This window comes from Amycolatopsis sp. SID8362, assembly GCF_010550475.1.
Classification (GTDB): Bacteria; Actinomycetota; Actinomycetes; order Mycobacteriales; family Pseudonocardiaceae; genus Amycolatopsis; species Amycolatopsis eburnea.
This window is the reverse complement of the sequence record NZ_JAAGNB010000179.1, coordinates 1-15,394: the sequence shown is the minus strand read 5'-3', so window position 1 is coordinate 15,394 and position 15,394 is coordinate 1. Positions and strand designations below refer to the sequence as shown.

The 15,394-nt window shown below is 69.1% G+C and carries 22 protein-coding genes and 1 pseudogene; 5 read left to right on the top strand and 18 right to left on the bottom strand.

What is annotated here, in order from left to right; all coding sequences use genetic code 11:
• The 13 genes from rpsC to G3I65_RS56365 all read right to left on the bottom strand — a co-directional run bounded on the left by rpsC (position 1) and on the right by G3I65_RS56365 (position 9,876).
• Positions 1 to 828: a 30S ribosomal protein S3 gene (rpsC, locus tag G3I65_RS06120; RefSeq protein ID WP_086857324.1), complete on the bottom strand. Its 828-nt coding sequence runs from the start codon at positions 826 to 828 to the stop codon at positions 1 to 3.
• Entirely contained in the window at positions 828 to 1,244 is a 417-nt protein-coding gene (gene rplV / locus G3I65_RS06115) for a 50S ribosomal protein L22 (protein ID WP_086857325.1), read from the bottom strand. Before rplV ends, rpsC begins: the two co-directional genes overlap by 1 nt.
• A 31-nt stretch (positions 1,245 to 1,275) precedes the next feature.
• Positions 1,276 to 1,557: a 30S ribosomal protein S19 gene (rpsS, locus tag G3I65_RS06110; protein ID WP_003102083.1), complete on the bottom strand. Its 282-nt coding sequence runs from the start codon at positions 1,555 to 1,557 to the stop codon at positions 1,276 to 1,278.
• An 18-nt stretch (positions 1,558 to 1,575) separates the two neighbouring features.
• Positions 1,576 to 2,412, bottom strand: a complete 837-nt coding sequence (rplB, locus tag G3I65_RS06105; protein WP_086675502.1) for a 50S ribosomal protein L2 — start codon at positions 2,410 to 2,412, stop codon at positions 1,576 to 1,578.
• Between the two features lie 15 nt (positions 2,413 to 2,427).
• Positions 2,428 to 2,739 (bottom strand): 50S ribosomal protein L23, encoded by a 312-nt coding sequence (gene rplW, locus G3I65_RS06100; protein ID WP_003102087.1) that lies wholly within the window; start codon positions 2,737 to 2,739, stop codon positions 2,428 to 2,430.
• A complete protein-coding gene (rplD, locus tag G3I65_RS06095; protein WP_160695224.1) occupies positions 2,736 to 3,425 on the bottom strand; it encodes a 50S ribosomal protein L4 in 690 nt (229 codons plus the stop codon). The genes rplW and rplD overlap by 4 nt, the downstream gene beginning before the upstream one ends.
• Complete coding sequence (gene rplC / locus G3I65_RS06090; protein WP_086675504.1) at positions 3,422 to 4,078, bottom strand: 50S ribosomal protein L3; 657 nt, start codon at positions 4,076 to 4,078, stop codon at positions 3,422 to 3,424. Before rplC ends, rplD begins: the two co-directional genes overlap by 4 nt.
• 31 nt (positions 4,079 to 4,109) lie before the next feature.
• On the bottom strand, positions 4,110 to 4,415 hold the full coding sequence (gene rpsJ / locus G3I65_RS06085; RefSeq protein ID WP_003102098.1) for a 30S ribosomal protein S10: 306 nt from the start codon (positions 4,413 to 4,415) through the stop codon (positions 4,110 to 4,112).
• A gap of 406 nt (positions 4,416 to 4,821) precedes the next feature.
• Complete coding sequence (tuf, locus tag G3I65_RS06080; RefSeq protein WP_086857327.1) at positions 4,822 to 6,015, bottom strand: elongation factor Tu; 1,194 nt, start codon at positions 6,013 to 6,015, stop codon at positions 4,822 to 4,824.
• 129 nt (positions 6,016 to 6,144) lie between these two features.
• Positions 6,145 to 8,244: an elongation factor G gene (fusA, locus tag G3I65_RS06075; RefSeq protein ID WP_160695223.1), complete on the bottom strand. Its 2,100-nt coding sequence runs from the start codon at positions 8,242 to 8,244 to the stop codon at positions 6,145 to 6,147.
• Positions 8,245 to 8,307: 63 nt separating this feature from the next.
• Complete coding sequence (gene rpsG, locus G3I65_RS06070) at positions 8,308 to 8,778, bottom strand: 30S ribosomal protein S7 (RefSeq protein WP_003102106.1); 471 nt, start codon at positions 8,776 to 8,778, stop codon at positions 8,308 to 8,310.
• Complete coding sequence (gene rpsL, locus G3I65_RS06065) at positions 8,778 to 9,152, bottom strand: 30S ribosomal protein S12 (protein ID WP_003102113.1); 375 nt, start codon at positions 9,150 to 9,152, stop codon at positions 8,778 to 8,780. The genes rpsG and rpsL overlap by 1 nt, the downstream gene beginning before the upstream one ends.
• 568 nt (positions 9,153 to 9,720) lie before the next feature.
• The gene (locus G3I65_RS56365) at positions 9,721 to 9,876 is read right to left on the bottom strand and encodes a hypothetical protein (protein WP_125309983.1); all 156 of its coding nucleotides are present in this window, start codon (positions 9,874 to 9,876) and stop codon (positions 9,721 to 9,723) included.
• Positions 9,877 to 10,024: 148 nt separating this feature from the next.
• Here G3I65_RS56365 and G3I65_RS06060 point away from each other — a divergent pair, with 148 nt between their 5' ends.
• The 4 genes from G3I65_RS06060 to G3I65_RS57035 are packed head-to-tail and all read left to right on the top strand — an operon-like array spanning position 10,025 to position 12,744.
• Positions 10,025 to 10,591, top strand: coding sequence for a YbaB/EbfC family nucleoid-associated protein (locus tag G3I65_RS06060; RefSeq protein ID WP_160695222.1), 567 nt, complete (start codon positions 10,025 to 10,027; stop codon positions 10,589 to 10,591).
• Complete coding sequence (locus G3I65_RS06055; protein WP_086857725.1) at positions 10,591 to 10,932, top strand: hypothetical protein; 342 nt, start codon at positions 10,591 to 10,593, stop codon at positions 10,930 to 10,932. Before G3I65_RS06060 ends, G3I65_RS06055 begins: the two co-directional genes overlap by 1 nt.
• A gap of 13 nt (positions 10,933 to 10,945) precedes the next feature.
• Complete coding sequence (locus G3I65_RS06050; protein WP_160695221.1) at positions 10,946 to 12,136, top strand: hypothetical protein; 1,191 nt, start codon at positions 10,946 to 10,948, stop codon at positions 12,134 to 12,136.
• The gene (locus tag G3I65_RS57035; RefSeq protein ID WP_239070611.1) at positions 12,136 to 12,744 is read left to right on the top strand and encodes a hypothetical protein; all 609 of its coding nucleotides are present in this window, start codon (positions 12,136 to 12,138) and stop codon (positions 12,742 to 12,744) included. The genes G3I65_RS06050 and G3I65_RS57035 overlap by 1 nt, the downstream gene beginning before the upstream one ends.
• Here the strand turns inward: G3I65_RS57035 and G3I65_RS06040 are convergent.
• Positions 12,728 to 12,952, bottom strand: a complete 225-nt coding sequence (locus G3I65_RS06040; RefSeq protein ID WP_160695220.1) for a hypothetical protein — start codon at positions 12,950 to 12,952, stop codon at positions 12,728 to 12,730. The genes G3I65_RS57035 and G3I65_RS06040 overlap by 17 nt on opposite strands.
• A 58-nt stretch (positions 12,953 to 13,010) precedes the next feature.
• On the opposite strand from G3I65_RS06040, the gene G3I65_RS06035 reads away from it, so the two are divergent.
• Entirely contained in the window at positions 13,011 to 13,490 is a 480-nt protein-coding gene (locus G3I65_RS06035; protein ID WP_309235288.1) for a GNAT family N-acetyltransferase, read from the top strand.
• Here G3I65_RS06035 and G3I65_RS06030 read toward each other — a convergent pair.
• The 4 genes and pseudogenes from G3I65_RS06030 to G3I65_RS06015 form a co-directional block, all read right to left on the bottom strand.
• Positions 13,483 to 13,941: a hypothetical protein gene (locus tag G3I65_RS06030; RefSeq protein ID WP_160695218.1), complete on the bottom strand. Its 459-nt coding sequence runs from the start codon at positions 13,939 to 13,941 to the stop codon at positions 13,483 to 13,485. The two genes, G3I65_RS06035 and G3I65_RS06030, sit on opposite strands and share 8 nt — an antisense overlap.
• Before the next feature lie 55 nt (positions 13,942 to 13,996).
• Positions 13,997 to 14,215, bottom strand: coding sequence for a hypothetical protein (locus G3I65_RS06025; protein WP_125309997.1), 219 nt, complete (start codon positions 14,213 to 14,215; stop codon positions 13,997 to 13,999).
• A 14-nt stretch (positions 14,216 to 14,229) separates the two neighbouring features.
• The gene (locus tag G3I65_RS06020; protein WP_160695217.1) at positions 14,230 to 14,436 is read right to left on the bottom strand and encodes a hypothetical protein; all 207 of its coding nucleotides are present in this window, start codon (positions 14,434 to 14,436) and stop codon (positions 14,230 to 14,232) included.
• 26 nt (positions 14,437 to 14,462) lie between these two features.
• Positions 14,463 to 15,394, bottom strand: a pseudogene (locus G3I65_RS06015) (hypothetical protein); the annotation flags it as partial.

Below are 15,394 nucleotides of genomic sequence, written 5' to 3'. Positions count from 1 at the left end.
TCAGCCCTCCGTCTTTTCTGCGGTCTCGGTGGCCGGGGCCGCCGGGGCCTCGGTCGTGGCGGCGGCGGCCGCACGACCGGCTTCGGTCGAGGTGGCGGTCGTGCCCGAGGCGCCGGAGCGACGCGGGCGGGACGGCCGGTCGCTGCGCTCGCGACGCGGCGCGCGTTCGGCGGCGTCACGGGCTTCGCGGGCCTTCAGGCCACCGACGAGCTCACCCTTGTAGATCCACACCTTGACGCCGATGCGACCGAACGTCGTCTTGGCCTCGAAGAAGCCGTAGTCGATGTCGGCGCGCAGCGTGTGCAGCGGGACGCGGCCATCGCGGTAGTGCTCGGAGCGGGACATCTCGGCACCGCCGAGACGACCGCCGCACTGCACGCGGATGCCCTTGACCTGCGGCGAGCGCATGGAGGTCTGGATCGCCTTCCGCATCGCGCGGCGGAACGCCACGCGGTTGGAGAGCTGCTCCGCGACCGCCTGGGCGACCAGCTGGGCGTCGGCCTCGGGGTTCTTGACCTCGAGGATGTTCAGCTGGACCTGCTTCTTGGTCAGCTTCTCCAGCGCGCCGCGGATCCGGTCGGCCTCCGCGCCGCGGCGGCCGATGACGATGCCCGGCCGGGCGGTGTGGATGTCCACGCGGACGCGGTCACGGGTGCGCTCGATCTCGACCTTGGAGATGCCGGCGCGCTCCATGCCCGTGGCGAGGAGCTTGCGGATCTTGACGTCCTCGGCCACGTACTCGGCGTACTGCTTGTCGGCGTACCAGCGCGACTTCCAGTCCGTGGTGATACCCAGGCGGAAACCGTGCGGGTTGATCTTCTGGCCCACTACCGGCCACCTGCCTTCTTCTTGCTCTGAGCCTTCTGCGCGACGGCCGGACGCGACTCCACCTCGACGGTGATGTGGCTGGTCCGCTTGCGGATCCGGTACGCGCGGCCCTGGGCCCGCGGGCGGATCCGCTTGAGGGTGGGGCCCTCGTCGGCGTACGCGTTCTTGACCCAGAGGGTGTCCGGGTCCAGCTGAAGGTTGTTCTCGGCGTTGGCCACGGCGCTGGCGAGCACCTTCGCGACCGGCTCGCTGGCCGCCTGCGGGGCGAACCGGAGCACGGCCAAGGCGTCGGCGGCGCTACGTCCCTTGATGAGCTCGATCACCCGGCGCACCTTGGTCGGCGAGTCCCGGACGAAGCGAGCCCGCGCGTAAGCCGTAGGCAGGGCCTCGACCGTCGCGTCGTTCTGGGCGTTCATCGCTACTTCCCTTGTCTGGTTTCGTGCCCGCTCAGCGGCGGCGCGACTTGCGGTCGTCCTTGATGTGGCCCTTGAAGGTCCGCGTCGGGGCGAACTCGCCCAGCTTGTGACCCACCATGGCCTCGGTGACGAACACCGGGACGTGCTTGCGGCCGTCGTGCACGGCGATCGTGTGACCCAGGAAATCCGGGATGATCGTCGAGCGGCGCGACCAGGTCTTGATGACCGTCTTCTTGCCCGATTCGTTCAGCGCGTCCACCTTCTTGAGCAGGTGGTCGTCCACGAACGGGCCCTTCTTGAGGCTACGTGGCATGTTGTTCTACCTCCCTGCTCAGCGCTTGTTCTTGCCGGTGCGACGGCGGCGGACGATGAGGGCGTCGGACGGCTTGCGCCGGCGCGTGCGGCCCTCGGGCTTACCGTTCGGGTTGACCGGGTGGCGACCACCGGAGGTCTTGCCCTCACCACCACCGTGCGGGTGGTCGACCGGGTTCATGACGACACCGCGGACCGTGGGGCGCTTGCCGCGCCAGCGGTTGCGGCCGGCCTTGCCCCAGTTGATGTTGGCGTGCTCGGAGTTGCCGACCTCGCCGACCGTGGCGCGGTTGCGCACGTCCACGTTGCGGATCTCGCCCGAGGGGAGACGCAGCTGGGCGTACGGCCCGTCCTTGGCGACGAGCTGCACCTTCGCGCCGGCCGACCGCGCCATCTTCGCGCCGCCGCCGGGGCGGAGCTCGATCGCGTGGATCACGGTGCCGACCGGGATGTTGCGCAGCGGCAGGTTGTTGCCCGGCTTGATGTCGGCCCGGGGGCCGTTCTCGACGGTGTCGCCCTGCTTCAGCTTCTCCGGCGCGATGATGTAGCGCTTCTCGCCGTCGGCGTAGTGCAGCAGCGCGATGCGAGCGGACCGGTTGGGGTCGTACTCGATGTGCGCGACCTTGGCGGGGATGCCGTCCTTGTCGTTGCGACGGAAGTCGATGACGCGGTACGCGCGCTTGTGGCCGCCACCCTTGTGCCGGGTGGTGATCTTGCCGGACGAGTTGCGACCGCCCGAACCGCTCAGCGGACGAAGCAGCGACTTCTCCGGGGTGGAGCGGGTGATCTCGGCGAAGTCCGAGACGCTCGAACCGCGACGACCCGGGGTCGTCGGCTTGTACTTGCGGATGCCCATTGTCAGCTCAGTCCTTTACGCGGTGGGTCCGCCGAAGATCTCGATCGCCTTGCTCTCGGGCGAAAGAGTCACGATGGCGCGCTTGGTGTCCTTGCGCTTGCCGAAGCCCGCGCGAGTCCGCTTCCGCTTGCCCTGGCGGTTGGCCGTGTTGACGCTGACCACCTTGACGCCGAACACCTTCTCGACCGCGATCTTGATCTGGGTCTTGTTGGCGTCCGGGCGGACGATGAACGTGTACTTGTGGTCCTCGAGCAGCCCGTAGGACTTCTCGGAGATGACCGGCGCGAGCAGGATGTCGCGGGGGTCCGGAATGGCGACCGAACTCACTTCTCGTCACTCCCTTCCGTGACCTCGCCCGACCGCGCGGAAGCCTTGACGGCCTTGCCGCGGACGGGGCCGGCGACGAACGCGTCGTACGCGGCCTTGGTGAACACGACGTCGTCGTTGACCAGCACGTCGTAGGTGTTGAGCTGGTCCGCCCAGAGGATGTGCACCTCGGGCAGGTTCCGCAGGGAAACCCAGCTCAGCTCGTCGTCCCGGTGCAGCACCACGAGCACGCGCTTCGCGGCCGTGACGGCGGCGAGGGCGGTCTTGGCGGCCTTGGTCGACGGCTTCTCGCCCGTCACCAGCTCGGTGACGACGTGCAGCTGGCCGGCGCGCGCCCGGTCGGAGAGGGCGCCACGCAGAGCGGCGGCCTTCATCTTCTTCGGGGTGCGCTGCGAGTAGTCACGCGGCGTGGGGCCGTGGACGACGCCACCGCCGACGAACTGCGGCGCGCGGGTCGAACCCTGGCGGGCACGGCCGGTGCCCTTCTGCCGGTACGGCTTCTTGCCGCCACCGGAGACCTCACCACGGGTCTTCGTGTCGTGCGTGCCCTGGCGCGCGGCGGCCTGCTGGGCCACCACCACCTGGTGCATCAGCGCGACATTGGCCTGCACGTCGAAGATCTCCTCGGGGAGGTCCACGGTGCCGTCGGCTTTACCGGCCGGGGTCTTCAGCTCGACGCTTGTCATTCGGAGTTACCACCCTTCGCGGCGCTGCGCACGAACAGCAGGCCGCCCTTGGGACCGGGCACGGCGCCCTTGATCAGCAGCAGGCCGTCCTCGGCACGCACGGCGTGCACGGTCAGGTTCTGCGTGGTGACCCGGTCGTTGCCCATCCGGCCCGCCATGCGCAGGCCCTTGAAGACGCGGCCGGGGGTGGCGCAGCCACCGATCGAACCCGGCTTGCGGTGCACGGCCTGGGCACCGTGGCTCGCGCCCTGGCCCTTGAAACCGTGGCGCTTCATGACACCCGCGTAGCCCTTGCCCTTGCTGGTACCGGTCACGTCGACCTCGACGCCGGCGGCGAACACCTCGGCGGTGATCTCCTGGCCGACCTCGTAGGTCTCGGCGTCGGTGGTGCGCAGCTCGGCGAGGAACCGGCGCGGCGTCACGCCCGCCTTGTCGTAGTGGCCGGTGCGCGGCTTGTTCACCTTGCGCGGGTCGACCGCGCCGAACGCCAGCTGCACGGCCTTGTAGCCGTCCTTCTCCTGGGTCCGAACCTGGGTGACCACGTTCGGACCGGCCTTCACGACGGTGACCGGGACAACCCGGTTCTGCTCGTCGAAGACCTGGGTCATGCCGAGCTTGGTGCCCAGGATGCCCTTCATTTGCCTGTCAGACATGAGTCTCTTATCTCCGCCGCTCGCCCAACGCTTACTGGATGTTGACGTCGACGCTCGCCGGCAGGTCGATGCGCATCAGCGCGTCGACCGTCTTCGGCGTCGGGTCGAGGATGTCGATCAGACGCTTGTGCGTGCGCATCTCGAAGTGCTCGCGCGAGTCCTTGTACTTGTGCGGCGAGCGGATGACGCAGTAAACGTTCTTCTCGGTGGGCAGCGGCACCGGCCCGACAACCCGGGCGCCGGTGCGCGTGACCGTCTCCACGATCTTGCGCGCCGAGGTGTCGATCGCCTCGTGGTCGTAGGCCTTGAGCCGGATGCGGATCTTCTGTCCCGCCATGGTGGCTGCTCGTTCCTTGTCGTCTCGTGCCGCTATCTCACAAACCCCGCCCGGATGTCGCCACCCTGGCTGGGTTTCCGCAGTTCAACGGCCCTGTCCCCGGTCCACGCGGTCGGGCGTGTCGCGCCCGACGCACAGACGGATCCCGCGGGATCGTCGTCTTGCCTGGTCTTCCTCAACGTGAGGAGGCTATGAGCCGGCTGGCCGTCTCACTGCCTTTGCCCGCTCGCCTACCCGAAGGAAGAGGCTCGGCGGACCGTGGCCACTCGCGCCAGGGCGGCCGGACCCTCGTGGAGAAAACCCCGACGAGGATCGGCCGCCCCAGGACGAGCAACCTGAATAGTGTCGCACACGTGATTTGACGCCCTTGAGCCGGGGGTGTATTACCCCCGGCCGGGGCGTGAAATCACTTGTTGATCTTGGTGACCTGACCCGCGCCGACGGTCCGGCCACCCTCGCGGATGGCGAAGCGCAGACCCTCGTCCATCGCGACCGGCTGGATCAGCTGGACCGAGATGTCGGTGTTGTCGCCCGGCATGACCATTTCGGTGCCCTCGGGGAGGGTCACGACGCCGGTCACGTCGGTGGTGCGGAAGTAGAACTGCGGGCGGTAGTTGTTGAAGAACGGGGTGTGACGGCCACCCTCGTCCTTCGACAGGATGTAGACCCGGCCCTCGAAGTCGGTGTGCGGGGTGGTGGTGCCCGGCTTCACGACGACCTGGCCGCGCTCGACGTCCTCGCGCTTGATGCCGCGGACGAGGAGGCCGACGTTGTCGCCCGCCTGGCCCGAGTCGAGCAGCTTGCGGAACATCTCGACACCGGTGACGGTGGTCTTGGTCGACTTCTCGCGGATACCCACGATCTCGACCTCTTCGTTGACGTTGATCTGGCCGCGCTCGACGCGACCGGTCACCACGGTGCCACGACCGGTGATGGTGAAGACGTCCTCGATCGGCATCAGGAACGGCTTGTCGAGCTCGCGCACCGGGTCCGGCACGTTGTCGTCGACGGCGGTCATCAGCTCGAGCACGGCGTCGGCCCACTTCTCGTCGCCCTCGAGGGCCTTGAGACCGGACACGCGCACGACCGGGGCGTCGTCGCCGGGGAACTCCTGCGAGGACAGCAGCTCGCGGACCTCGAGCTCGACGAGCTCCAGGATCTCCTCGTCGTCGACCATGTCGGCCTTGTTCAGCGCGACCACGATGTAGGGCACGCCGACCTGGCGGGCGAGCAGCACGTGCTCGCGGGTCTGCGGCATCGGGCCGTCGGTCGCCGCGACCACGAGGATCGCGCCGTCCATCTGCGCCGCACCGGTGATCATGTTCTTGATGTAGTCCGCGTGACCGGGGGCGTCGACGTGCGCGTAGTGACGCTTCTCGGTCTGGTACTCGACGTGCGAGATGTTGATCGTGATGCCGCGCTGCTTCTCTTCCGGCGCGTTGTCGATCTGGTCGAACGCCCGCGACTCGTTCAGCTCCGGGTACTTGTCGTGCAGCACCTTGGTGATCGCCGCGGTCAGAGTCGTCTTGCCGTGGTCAACGTGGCCGATGGTGCCGATGTTGACGTGCGGCTTGGTCCGCTCGAATTTCGCCTTCGCCACTGGAATGTCCTCCTGGACTGATTTGCTTCGTGCTCAGCGGGCGGCGTGGCTGCCGCCCGCTGAATGTTCCTTCGTCGGTGCTGCGGACGTTCAGGAGAGTCCCTTAATGCCCGCGAGCGCTGGGGGGAGTTACTCCCCCGTCGCCTTCGCGATGATTTCCTTCGCGACGTTCGCGGGAACCTCGGCGTAGGAGTCGAACACCATGGAGTAGTTCGCCCGGCCCTGGGTGCGGGACCGCAGGTCGCCGACGTAGCCGAACATCTCCGACAGCGGGACCAGCGCCTTCACGACGCGGGTGCCCGACCGCTCCTCCATGGCCTGGATCTGACCACGGCGGGAGTTGAGGTCACCGATGACGTCACCCATGTAGTCCTCGGGCGTGGTCACCTCGACCGCCATCATCGGCTCCAGGATCACCGGGCCGGCCTTCTTCGCGGCTTCCTTCATCGCCATGGAACCGGCGATCTTGAACGCCATCTCCGAAGAGTCGACCTCGTGGTACGCACCGTCCAACAGGGTGAACTTCAACCCGACGAGCGGGTAGCCGGCCAGGACGCCGTACTGCATCGCGTCCTGCGCGCCCGCGTCCACCGAGGGGATGTACTCCCGCGGCACGCGACCACCGGTCACCTTGTTGTCGAACTCGTAGAGCGCGCCGTCGGTGCGCTCGAGCGGCTCCAGCTTCACGATGACCTTCGCGAACTGGCCGGAACCACCGGTCTGCTTCTTGTGGACGTAGTCGAGCTTGTCGACCGTCTTCTTGATCGTCTCACGGTAGGCGACCTGCGGCTTGCCGATGTTCGCCTCGACCTTGTAGTCGGACTTCATCCGGTTCACCAGCACCTCGAGGTGCAGCTCGCCCATGCCCGCGATGATCGTCTGGCCGGTGTCCTCGTCCAGCTTGACCTGGAACGTCGGGTCCTCTTCGGCCAGCTTCTGGATCGCCAGGGACAGCTTCTCCTGGTCGGCCTTCGTCTTCGGTTCGATCGCGACCCGGATGACCGGCTCGGGGAACGTCATCGACTCCAGCACGATCGGGTTCTGCGGGTCCGCCAGGGTGTCACCCGTGGTGGTGTCCTTCAGCCCGATGACCGCGTAGATGTGGCCGACCTGGGCGTCGTCGACCGGGTTCTCCTTGTTGGAGTGCATCTGGAAGATCTTCCCGATGCGCTCCTTGCGCTCCTTGGTCGCGTTGATGACCTGCGCGCCGGCGGCGACCTTGCCCGAGTACACCCGGATGTAGGTCAGCTTGCCGAAGAACGGGTGCGCGGCGATCTTGAACGCGAGCGCGGCGAACGGCTCGTCCACCGAGGCCTTGCGGGTCACGACGGTCTCGCCGTCGGACAGCAGGCCCTCGACGGCCGGGACGTCCAGCGGCGACGGCAGGTAGTCGATCACCGCGTCGAGCATGGGCTGCACGCCCTTGTTCTTGAAGGCGGAGCCGGCCAGGACCGGGAACGCCTCGCGGGTGATGACCAGCTTGCGGATGCCGGACTTGATCTCGTCCGTCGACAGCTCTTCGCCCTCGAGGAACTTCTCCATCAGCGCGTCGTCGGTCTCGGCGACGGCCTCGATCAGCTTCTCGCGGTACTCCGCCGCGCGGTCGGCCAGGTCGGCCGGGATGTCCTCGACCGAGTAGTCCTCGCCCTTCTGGACCTCGCCGCGCCAGGTCAGCGCCTTCATGCGGACCAGGTCGACGACGCCTTCGAAGTCGTTCTCGGCGCCGATCGGGAGCTGGATGGCCAGCGGCTTGACGCCGAGGCGCTCCGTGATGGTCTTCAGCGTGTAGTAGAAGTCCGCACCCAGCTTGTCCATCTTGTTGACGAAGCAGATGCGCGGGACGTCGTACTTGTCCGCCTGCCGCCAGACCTGCTCGGACTGCGGCTCGACACCTTCCTTGCCGTCGAAGACGGCGACCGCGCCGTCGAGCACCCGCAGGTTGCGCTCCACCTCGACGGTGAAGTCGACGTGCCCGGGGGTGTCGATCAGGTTGATCTGGTAGTCGTTCCAGAAGGTGGTGGTCGCAGCCGAGGTGATGGTGATACCCCGCTTCTGCTCCTCCTCCATCCAGTCCATGGTGGCGGCGCCGTCGTGGACTTCACCGATCTTGTAGTTGACCCCGGTGTAGAACAGGATCCGCTCGGTGGTCGTCGTCTTGCCGGCGTCGATGTGGGCCATGATGCCGATGTTGCGGACCTTGTTCAGGTCGGTCAGCACTTCACGTGCCACGAGAGTGTTCCCCTGTTCTCAAGCTTGGGGCCCGGCATGGCTTGGTCGACAGCCGGGCGGTCATCACCAGCGGTAGTGCGCGAAGGCCCGGTTGGACTCGGCCATCTTGTGCGTGTCCTCGCGACGCTTCACGGAGGCACCGAGGCCGTTGGAAGCGTCCAGGAGCTCGTTCTGCAGGCGCTCGATCATCGTCTTCTCGCGGCGAGCCTGCGAGAAGGAGACCAGCCAGCGCAGCGCCAGGGTCGTGGAGCGGCCCGGCTTGACCTCGATCGGCACCTGGTAGGTGGCGCCACCGACGCGGCGGCTCTTCACCTCGATGGTGGGCTTCACGTTGTCGAGAGCGCGCTTCAGCGTGACGACCGGGTCGGTGCCGGTCTTCTCGCGAGCGCCTTCGAGCGCGCCGTACACGATGCGCTCGGCCAGGGACCGCTTCCCGTCCTTCAGCACCTTGTTCACCAGCTGGGTGACCAGCGGGGAGGCGTAGACGGGGTCGGAGATCAGCGGCCGCTTCGGGGCCGGACCCTTGCGGGGCATTAGCTCTTCTCCTTCTTCGCGCCGTACCGGCTGCGCGCCTGCTTGCGGTTCTTGACACCCTGCGTGTCGAGCGAACCGCGGATGATCTTGTAACGGACACCCGGAAGGTCCTTCACACGACCACCGCGCACGAGCACCATCGAGTGCTCCTGCAGGTTGTGGCCCTCACCGGGGATGTAGGCGGTGACCTCGATGCCGCTGGTCAGCTTCACACGCGCGACCTTGCGCAGCGCCGAGTTCGGCTTCTTGGGGGTGGTCGTGTACACGCGGGTGCACACGCCGCGCCGCTGCGGGCTCCCCTTGAGGGCCGCGGTCTTCTGCTTGGCAGCCTTGTCCTGGCGGCCCTTGCGGACCAGCTGCTGGATCGTGGGCAATGGACCAGCTTCCTGTCGTGATCTGCTTCTTCGTGTCTTCACCGGCCCCCGCGGTCGGGCGTGTCGGCCCGCGTCACGGTCTGACGACCGGTAACTTCCCGGAGGGATTTCCGTCGGAACCCCGACCTGCCGAAGCCGGTGACCGGATGCCTGAGCACCCCGCCCATGCCGCACGGCACGCGGAGCGGCCCGACGCATGCCGGGCACGGTCTCCAAAGATACCCGCCCGGATCCGGACGGAGCGCGGCGGGGGGTCTGAAGGTCGGCGAACGTCCAGCCTACCTCTCGGCACCGCCCGGCCGGGGGATGTTCCGAAGTCCGGTCGCACCGGTGTGGCGGCCGCGGTTCCCCTGGGGGTGGTGGACTGCCGCCGGGGGTTACAACGCACGCGGACGGCGGGATGTTCCGGGGCCGGCGGGCGCTGGTCCGGAGGTCAGACCGCGGCGGACGAGCGGCCGGTCCCGCGAGTGGCCGGGCCGGGCGGTCCCCCGTGCCGATGACATGAATGAGTCATTCATGTCATCGGACGAGGTGAATGAGTCATTCACGGCACCGCGGGCGGCGGGTCTCAGTCCTCTTCGGGCTTCGCGTGGTCGGGCTTGCCCGGGTTCGGGTCGCGCGACAGGTCGATCAGCGGGTGCACGCCGGCCCCCTCGGGCGCCGCGTGGCTTCCGGTCGACTTCGGCTCCTCGTCGGGCCGGCCGGCCCCTTCGGTGCTGGTCATCACACACTCCTAGCGTTCATCCCTGCTTCCCCTTGCGGCCGGAAACCTACCCATTACCCGACCGGGTGACGCAGTGGGATCGGATCGGCCGTTCCGTGCGTCACACCGCCACGATGGGCAAACACGCGATCGGGAGGGGACGAGGGGCATGGCGGCCGAGTTCGAGCGGCTGGTGACCGAGTTCGAGCGGTTCCAGTCGGGCATCCGGAACGTCGACGAGCGGTTCGCCGGGCTCGGGGCGATGCAGCAGCAGCTGTCCGAGCTGCGGGCGGGGGCGTCGTCGCCGGACGGCGGGGTGACCGTGGTCACCGGGCCGGGTGGGGCGGTGCTCGACGTCAAGTTCACCGACGCCGCGCTGGCGAAGGGCCCGCAGGCGCTGTCCGCGGCCCTGATGACGACGCTGCGGGAGGCGGTCGGCGAAGCGGCGCGGCGGCAGGCCGTGCTCGTCCAGGAGCACCTCGGCGACGACCTCGGCCTGGTCGACCAGGTCCTCGAGACCCAGGCCGAGGCGTTCGGAACCACCGTCGAAGAAATGCGGTCGAAGCTGGCGGAAGAGACGCCCGCCCGGGAGCGGCCGGCCGCGCCGGACGACTTCTCCGAGGAACGGGTGCTGCGGCCGTCAGACGACGCGGCGCCGCCCCCGGCAGCACCGCCGGCGGCCGGTGGGTCCGCGGGCGACACCTTCCTGAAGAACCTGTTCGACGAGGAGGACTGATGCCCGACGGGACTGGCGGCTACCAGGTCGAGGTCGACGCGCTGCGGAAGTACGTCGGCGTGCTCGGCAAGTACAAGGACCAGGGCGCGAAGTTCACCGAGAAGGTCGGGCAGGCCGACGTCGGCGACAAGTCGTGGGGCGTGGTGGGCCTGTTCACCAAGCACGGGTACGACGAGACGCTGCACGAGCTGCGCGACCTGCTGGCGTCGATGGCCGAGGGCCTGACGTCGGCCCAGGGCAAGTTCACCGACGCGGCGAACGTCTACCAGGGCACCGAAGACGACCACAAGGCCTTCTTCGGGCAGGTCGAGGTCCTGCTCGACGGCCCGAAGAAGCCCTGAGGGGGCCGGCACGATGGCGGAGTACCAAGACGTCGCGAGCGGCGTGAACGTCAAGAGCGACGACCCGGACACCGTGCTGGGGGTGAACGTCGGCAACGCGGTCAAGGCGATCCCGTTCGCCGGCAGCGCCGTCACGGTGGGCAAGGACGTCGTCTCGGTGGCCAAGGCCGCCACGGCGCCGCACCCGGACGGCGTCGACATCGCGCTCGGGCTCGGCACGATCGCGACCGACACGACGTCCTTCATCCAGTCGAGCGCGAGCACCATCACCGACATCGCCACCGACCCGCTCGGCTGGCTCGTCGGGCAGGGGCTGAACTTCCTGATCAGCGCCGTCCAGCCGATCCAGGACGCGATCCACTTCGTCAGCGGCGACGGGCCGGCGCTCGGGATCGCGGCCGACAACTTCAACGCCATCGCGACCGGGCTGGACCAGCTGGCGAAGAACTTCGCCGAGGTCGCCGACACGTCGCTGGCGGACTGGAAGGGCGACGCCGGCGACGCGGCGCGCAGGTCGCTGGGCGAGTTCGCGCACGGCATCGGCGGCGTCTCGGCGAAGTCCGGCGACATGGCGCAGATGCTGCAGCTGAGCAGCATGCTGATGAGCTTCATCGAGGACCTGATCAAGGCGATCCTCACCGAGCTGGTCACCTGGCTGATCATGATCTGGATCCCGGCGCTGGCCGCCGCCGTGCCCAGCTGCGGCGTGTCGGTCGCGACCGCGGGCACGGCGTCGGAGGTCAAGCTCGGCACCACCGCGGCGAAGACGACGAAGAAGGTCTCGAAGGTCCGCGAGCTGCTGCAGAAGATCCTCGACTGGCTGCAGAAGATGAAGGCCAAGCTGGCCGCGACGAAGCTGGGCAAGGTGTTCGCCGACGGCAAGACCGCGAAGAAGCTGGGCGAGATCGCGGAGCGCGACGCGGGCATGGGCCTGGTCGACAAGCTCAAGGGCGCCGAAGGCATGATCGGCAAGCGGGCCGGGAAGAACGCCCTCTCCGAGATCGCGAAGAAGGGCGGGGAGGCCGCCGCCAAGGGTGTCTTCGGGTTCAACCCGGCCAAGCCCGGCGACAACCCGGCGAAGACGCTCAACGACCACCTCGGCAAGCTCAACAGCCACGTCAAGAACGCCAAGAAGGCGAGCGACTACGGCGAGACCGGCCGGGACCAATCCGACGAAGAGACCCGCGAGGACCTGGACTTCTGATGCTCTTGGTGGTGGTGCTCGTCCTCGTCGCCGCGATCTTCGCGGCGGCGGGCGCGATCTGGTGGCGCTCGCACACGAAGTTCGTCGAAGGCCGCAAGGAGCATTGGTTCAAGGCGTTCGCGGCCGAGCGCGGCGGGGTCTTCGACAGCGGGGTGCCCAGCGACACGCGGGCGGTGCCGACGTTCGGGGTGCGCCACCCGAGCGGCCGCCCGCTGGCCGGCAGCGCCACGACCTGGGTCGAGTTCCGCCACGGCGACCGGCCGGTCATCGCGATCGACGCCCAGGAGCCGTACCGGCACTTCGACGACCACACGTACTTCCGCGACATCCACGTCACGCAGGTCCGGGTGCCGCCGAGCCCGGAGCTGCGGATCACCGCGGGGAAGGTGTCGATGCCGGCCGACGCGCGTCTCGAAGGCGAGCTGGCCCGGTGGCTGGCCGCCACCCCGCGGTTCGCCCAGCGGGACGTCGTCGTCGAGCACGGCTCGGCGCGGACGTGGGGGCCGGGCTGCGCGACCCGGGAGAACATCGTGGCCGAGGCCGGTTACCTGGACGACCTGGCGGACAGCCTGCCCGCGGCGCTGTGGAGCGTCAGCGGCGGCGCGTAGTGAGGTGGGTCAGCCCCGCCGACAACGCGAACACCAGCCCGAGTCCCACGATGTACGGGCCCGCCAGCAGGGCGAAGCCGGCGCCGATGTTGGCATCAGGCTGATCGGACGTCGCCCGGAAGCCGATCGCGCCCACTGAAAGCAGGATCGCGCCCGCCGTGATGAGCAGGACGGCCACCACCGCCAGGCGCTTCGTGAGAGGCGTCATCCCCCCATCGTGCCCGGGCCACGGGGAATTCGCTGGACAGCGACCGCAGGATGAGGACGTGGACTGGAAGATCACCCGGATCGACGTCGCCCACCCGGACGCCGTCGCGATCATGCGCGACTACATGGACGAAGTCGCTTCGCGCTATTACGGCCGCCCGATCACCGAAGCGGAGCTCACGCACTACGTGGCCGAGGAGCCGGGCACCGACCTGGTGCCGCCCACCGGGGCGTTCCTCGTCGGGTACGTCGGCGGGAAGGTCGGGGGCTGCGCCGGCACCCGGGTCGTCGCGCCGGGGATCAGCGAGCTGACCAAGGTCTTCGTCAAGCCGGCCCACCGGGGCTCCGGTGGCGCGCCCGCGCTGGTCGCGGCCGCCGAGGACGCCGCCCGGGAGCTCGGTTCGCGGCTCATGCGGCTCGACACCCGCCACGACCTCGTCGAAGCCCGCGCGCTCTACGCGAAGGTCGGGTACGCCGAGGTCGAGCCGTTCAACGACGGGCAGTTCGCCGAGCACTGGTTCGCGAAGCCCCTCAGCTGACGCAGGCGGCGACCGCGCCGGGCGCCGACTTCTGCGTCTTCACCACCCGGCCGCCGACCGAGACGCGGCATTCGACCGCGCCGCTCCCCTGCCCGAGCAGCTGGATCGACCCGGGTGCCGCCCAGGAGAACTCCTTGCGCCACGGCAGCGGGACCTCGAGCTCCTGGTGCACCAGGCCGAGGCCGTTCGCGTCGTAGACGACCGTCGCCGTGCCGGTTCCGGCCAGCTCGAAGACCACCTGGTAGCCGGACGGCGCCGGCGGGGTCGAGGTGGACGTCACCGTCGCCATGATCGTGCGCGGCGGCACCGACGACAGCGACGGCTCCCCCACCACGGCGACCGATGGCGGTGACGGCGGCGAACCGTTGTCGCCGAGGATGAAGATGCCCGCGGTCACCGCGGCGATCGCGATCACGGCGATGCCGAGCCTGCCCACCAGCTGCCGGTTCATGGGAACTCCCCAGGGAAAAGCGGCGGCCCCTCGAGCGCGAGGGGCCGCCGTCGGGTCAGAAGGAGGGCAGGATCTTGCCCGGCACGCCGTTGATCGACTGGATCAGGCCGAGCACCGGGACGCCCAGCGGCGCGAACGTCCAGATGTTGTTCAGGCCACTGGTGTCCGGCTCGTCGACCACGACGACCCCGGGGGCGTCGGCGGCCAGCGCCGGCGCCGCCGCGCCGAACAGGGCCGCACCGGTGAGGAGCGCGACAGCGAGGGTCTTCTTCATAGGGTGCCTGCCTTTCAGGAAACAGCGGTGATCAGGTTGAAGACGGGGGCGAGCAGGTCGACCGGCTGGCCGACCGGTCCGAGCACACTGCCGAGGTCGACGCCGGGCACGAGCCAGACGGAACCGTCGGTCGGGTCGGCCGAGGCGACACCGGCGGCGAGGCCGGTGAACGCCGTCGCCGCGACGAGCGGCAGCAGCACGCGGGCAGCGAGACGCTTCATGCTTTTCCTTTCGTGGTAACGGTTTTTCAGCGGAGAACCGACGTGATCGGCACGATGGTTCCGTCGGGGACCCACTGGCCCGCGTAGTCGCGGTCCATCACCATCCCGGTGACGTGGGGTTCGGTGGGGTACATCGGCATGGCGTTGACCTGGGCGGCGGCGAAGATCTGGACGTCGCCCGCGGACCCGGCCGCGCCGAGCCAGTTCCGGAAGCCGCCCAGCGTCGGGCTTTCGCCGCCGAAGCGGTTGCCGACCGCCACGGCGTACCCGACCGCGGTCGCCTCCCGCGGGTCGAACCGCAACGGCAGCGACGCGCTCGCGACGGCGTTGACGATCGGCCCGTTGAGCAGCCACGGCGCCAGGTACAGCCCGTACTGGTGGGTGGGTTCGAGACGCTGCAGCTCGGCGGCGCGCGTCATCGCCGTGTACCCGGCGCTCCAGCCGGAGACGACGACGAGCGCGGTGTCGGGCCCGGCGTCCGGCCGCACGGCGAGGCCGGTGCGCGCCGCGGTATCCCGCACCAGCTTCGCGGCCGCGACCCCACGCGGGGAGTCGTCCTCGACCAGCGTCAGCGCGGACGGCTTGCGCCCGGCGAGGAACTCGACGAGCTTGACCAGCGCTCCCCCGTCTTCCGGTGTCAGCGCGTCGGACGGGCACGCGCTCAGCACGTCGGCGCGGCCGGCGACCAGGCCGCCGAGCGCGGCCGAAGCGCATTCCGGCGCGTCGGCGTCGGTGATCGCCGGACCGGCCGCCGTCCCCGCGTCGACCTCGACGAAGCTCGTCGCGTCACCGCGGTGGATTTCCAGGTCGCTGCGGCCGGGTGGCAGCTCGACGTCGGCCCAGGTGCCCTCGGCACCCGGCCGCGCGACGGCCTTCGTGACCAGCCCGGCGGCCCCCACGGACAGGTCGTTGCCCGCGCTCGCCGGGAAGTGGACGACGTTGCGGCCCGGCCGCTGCG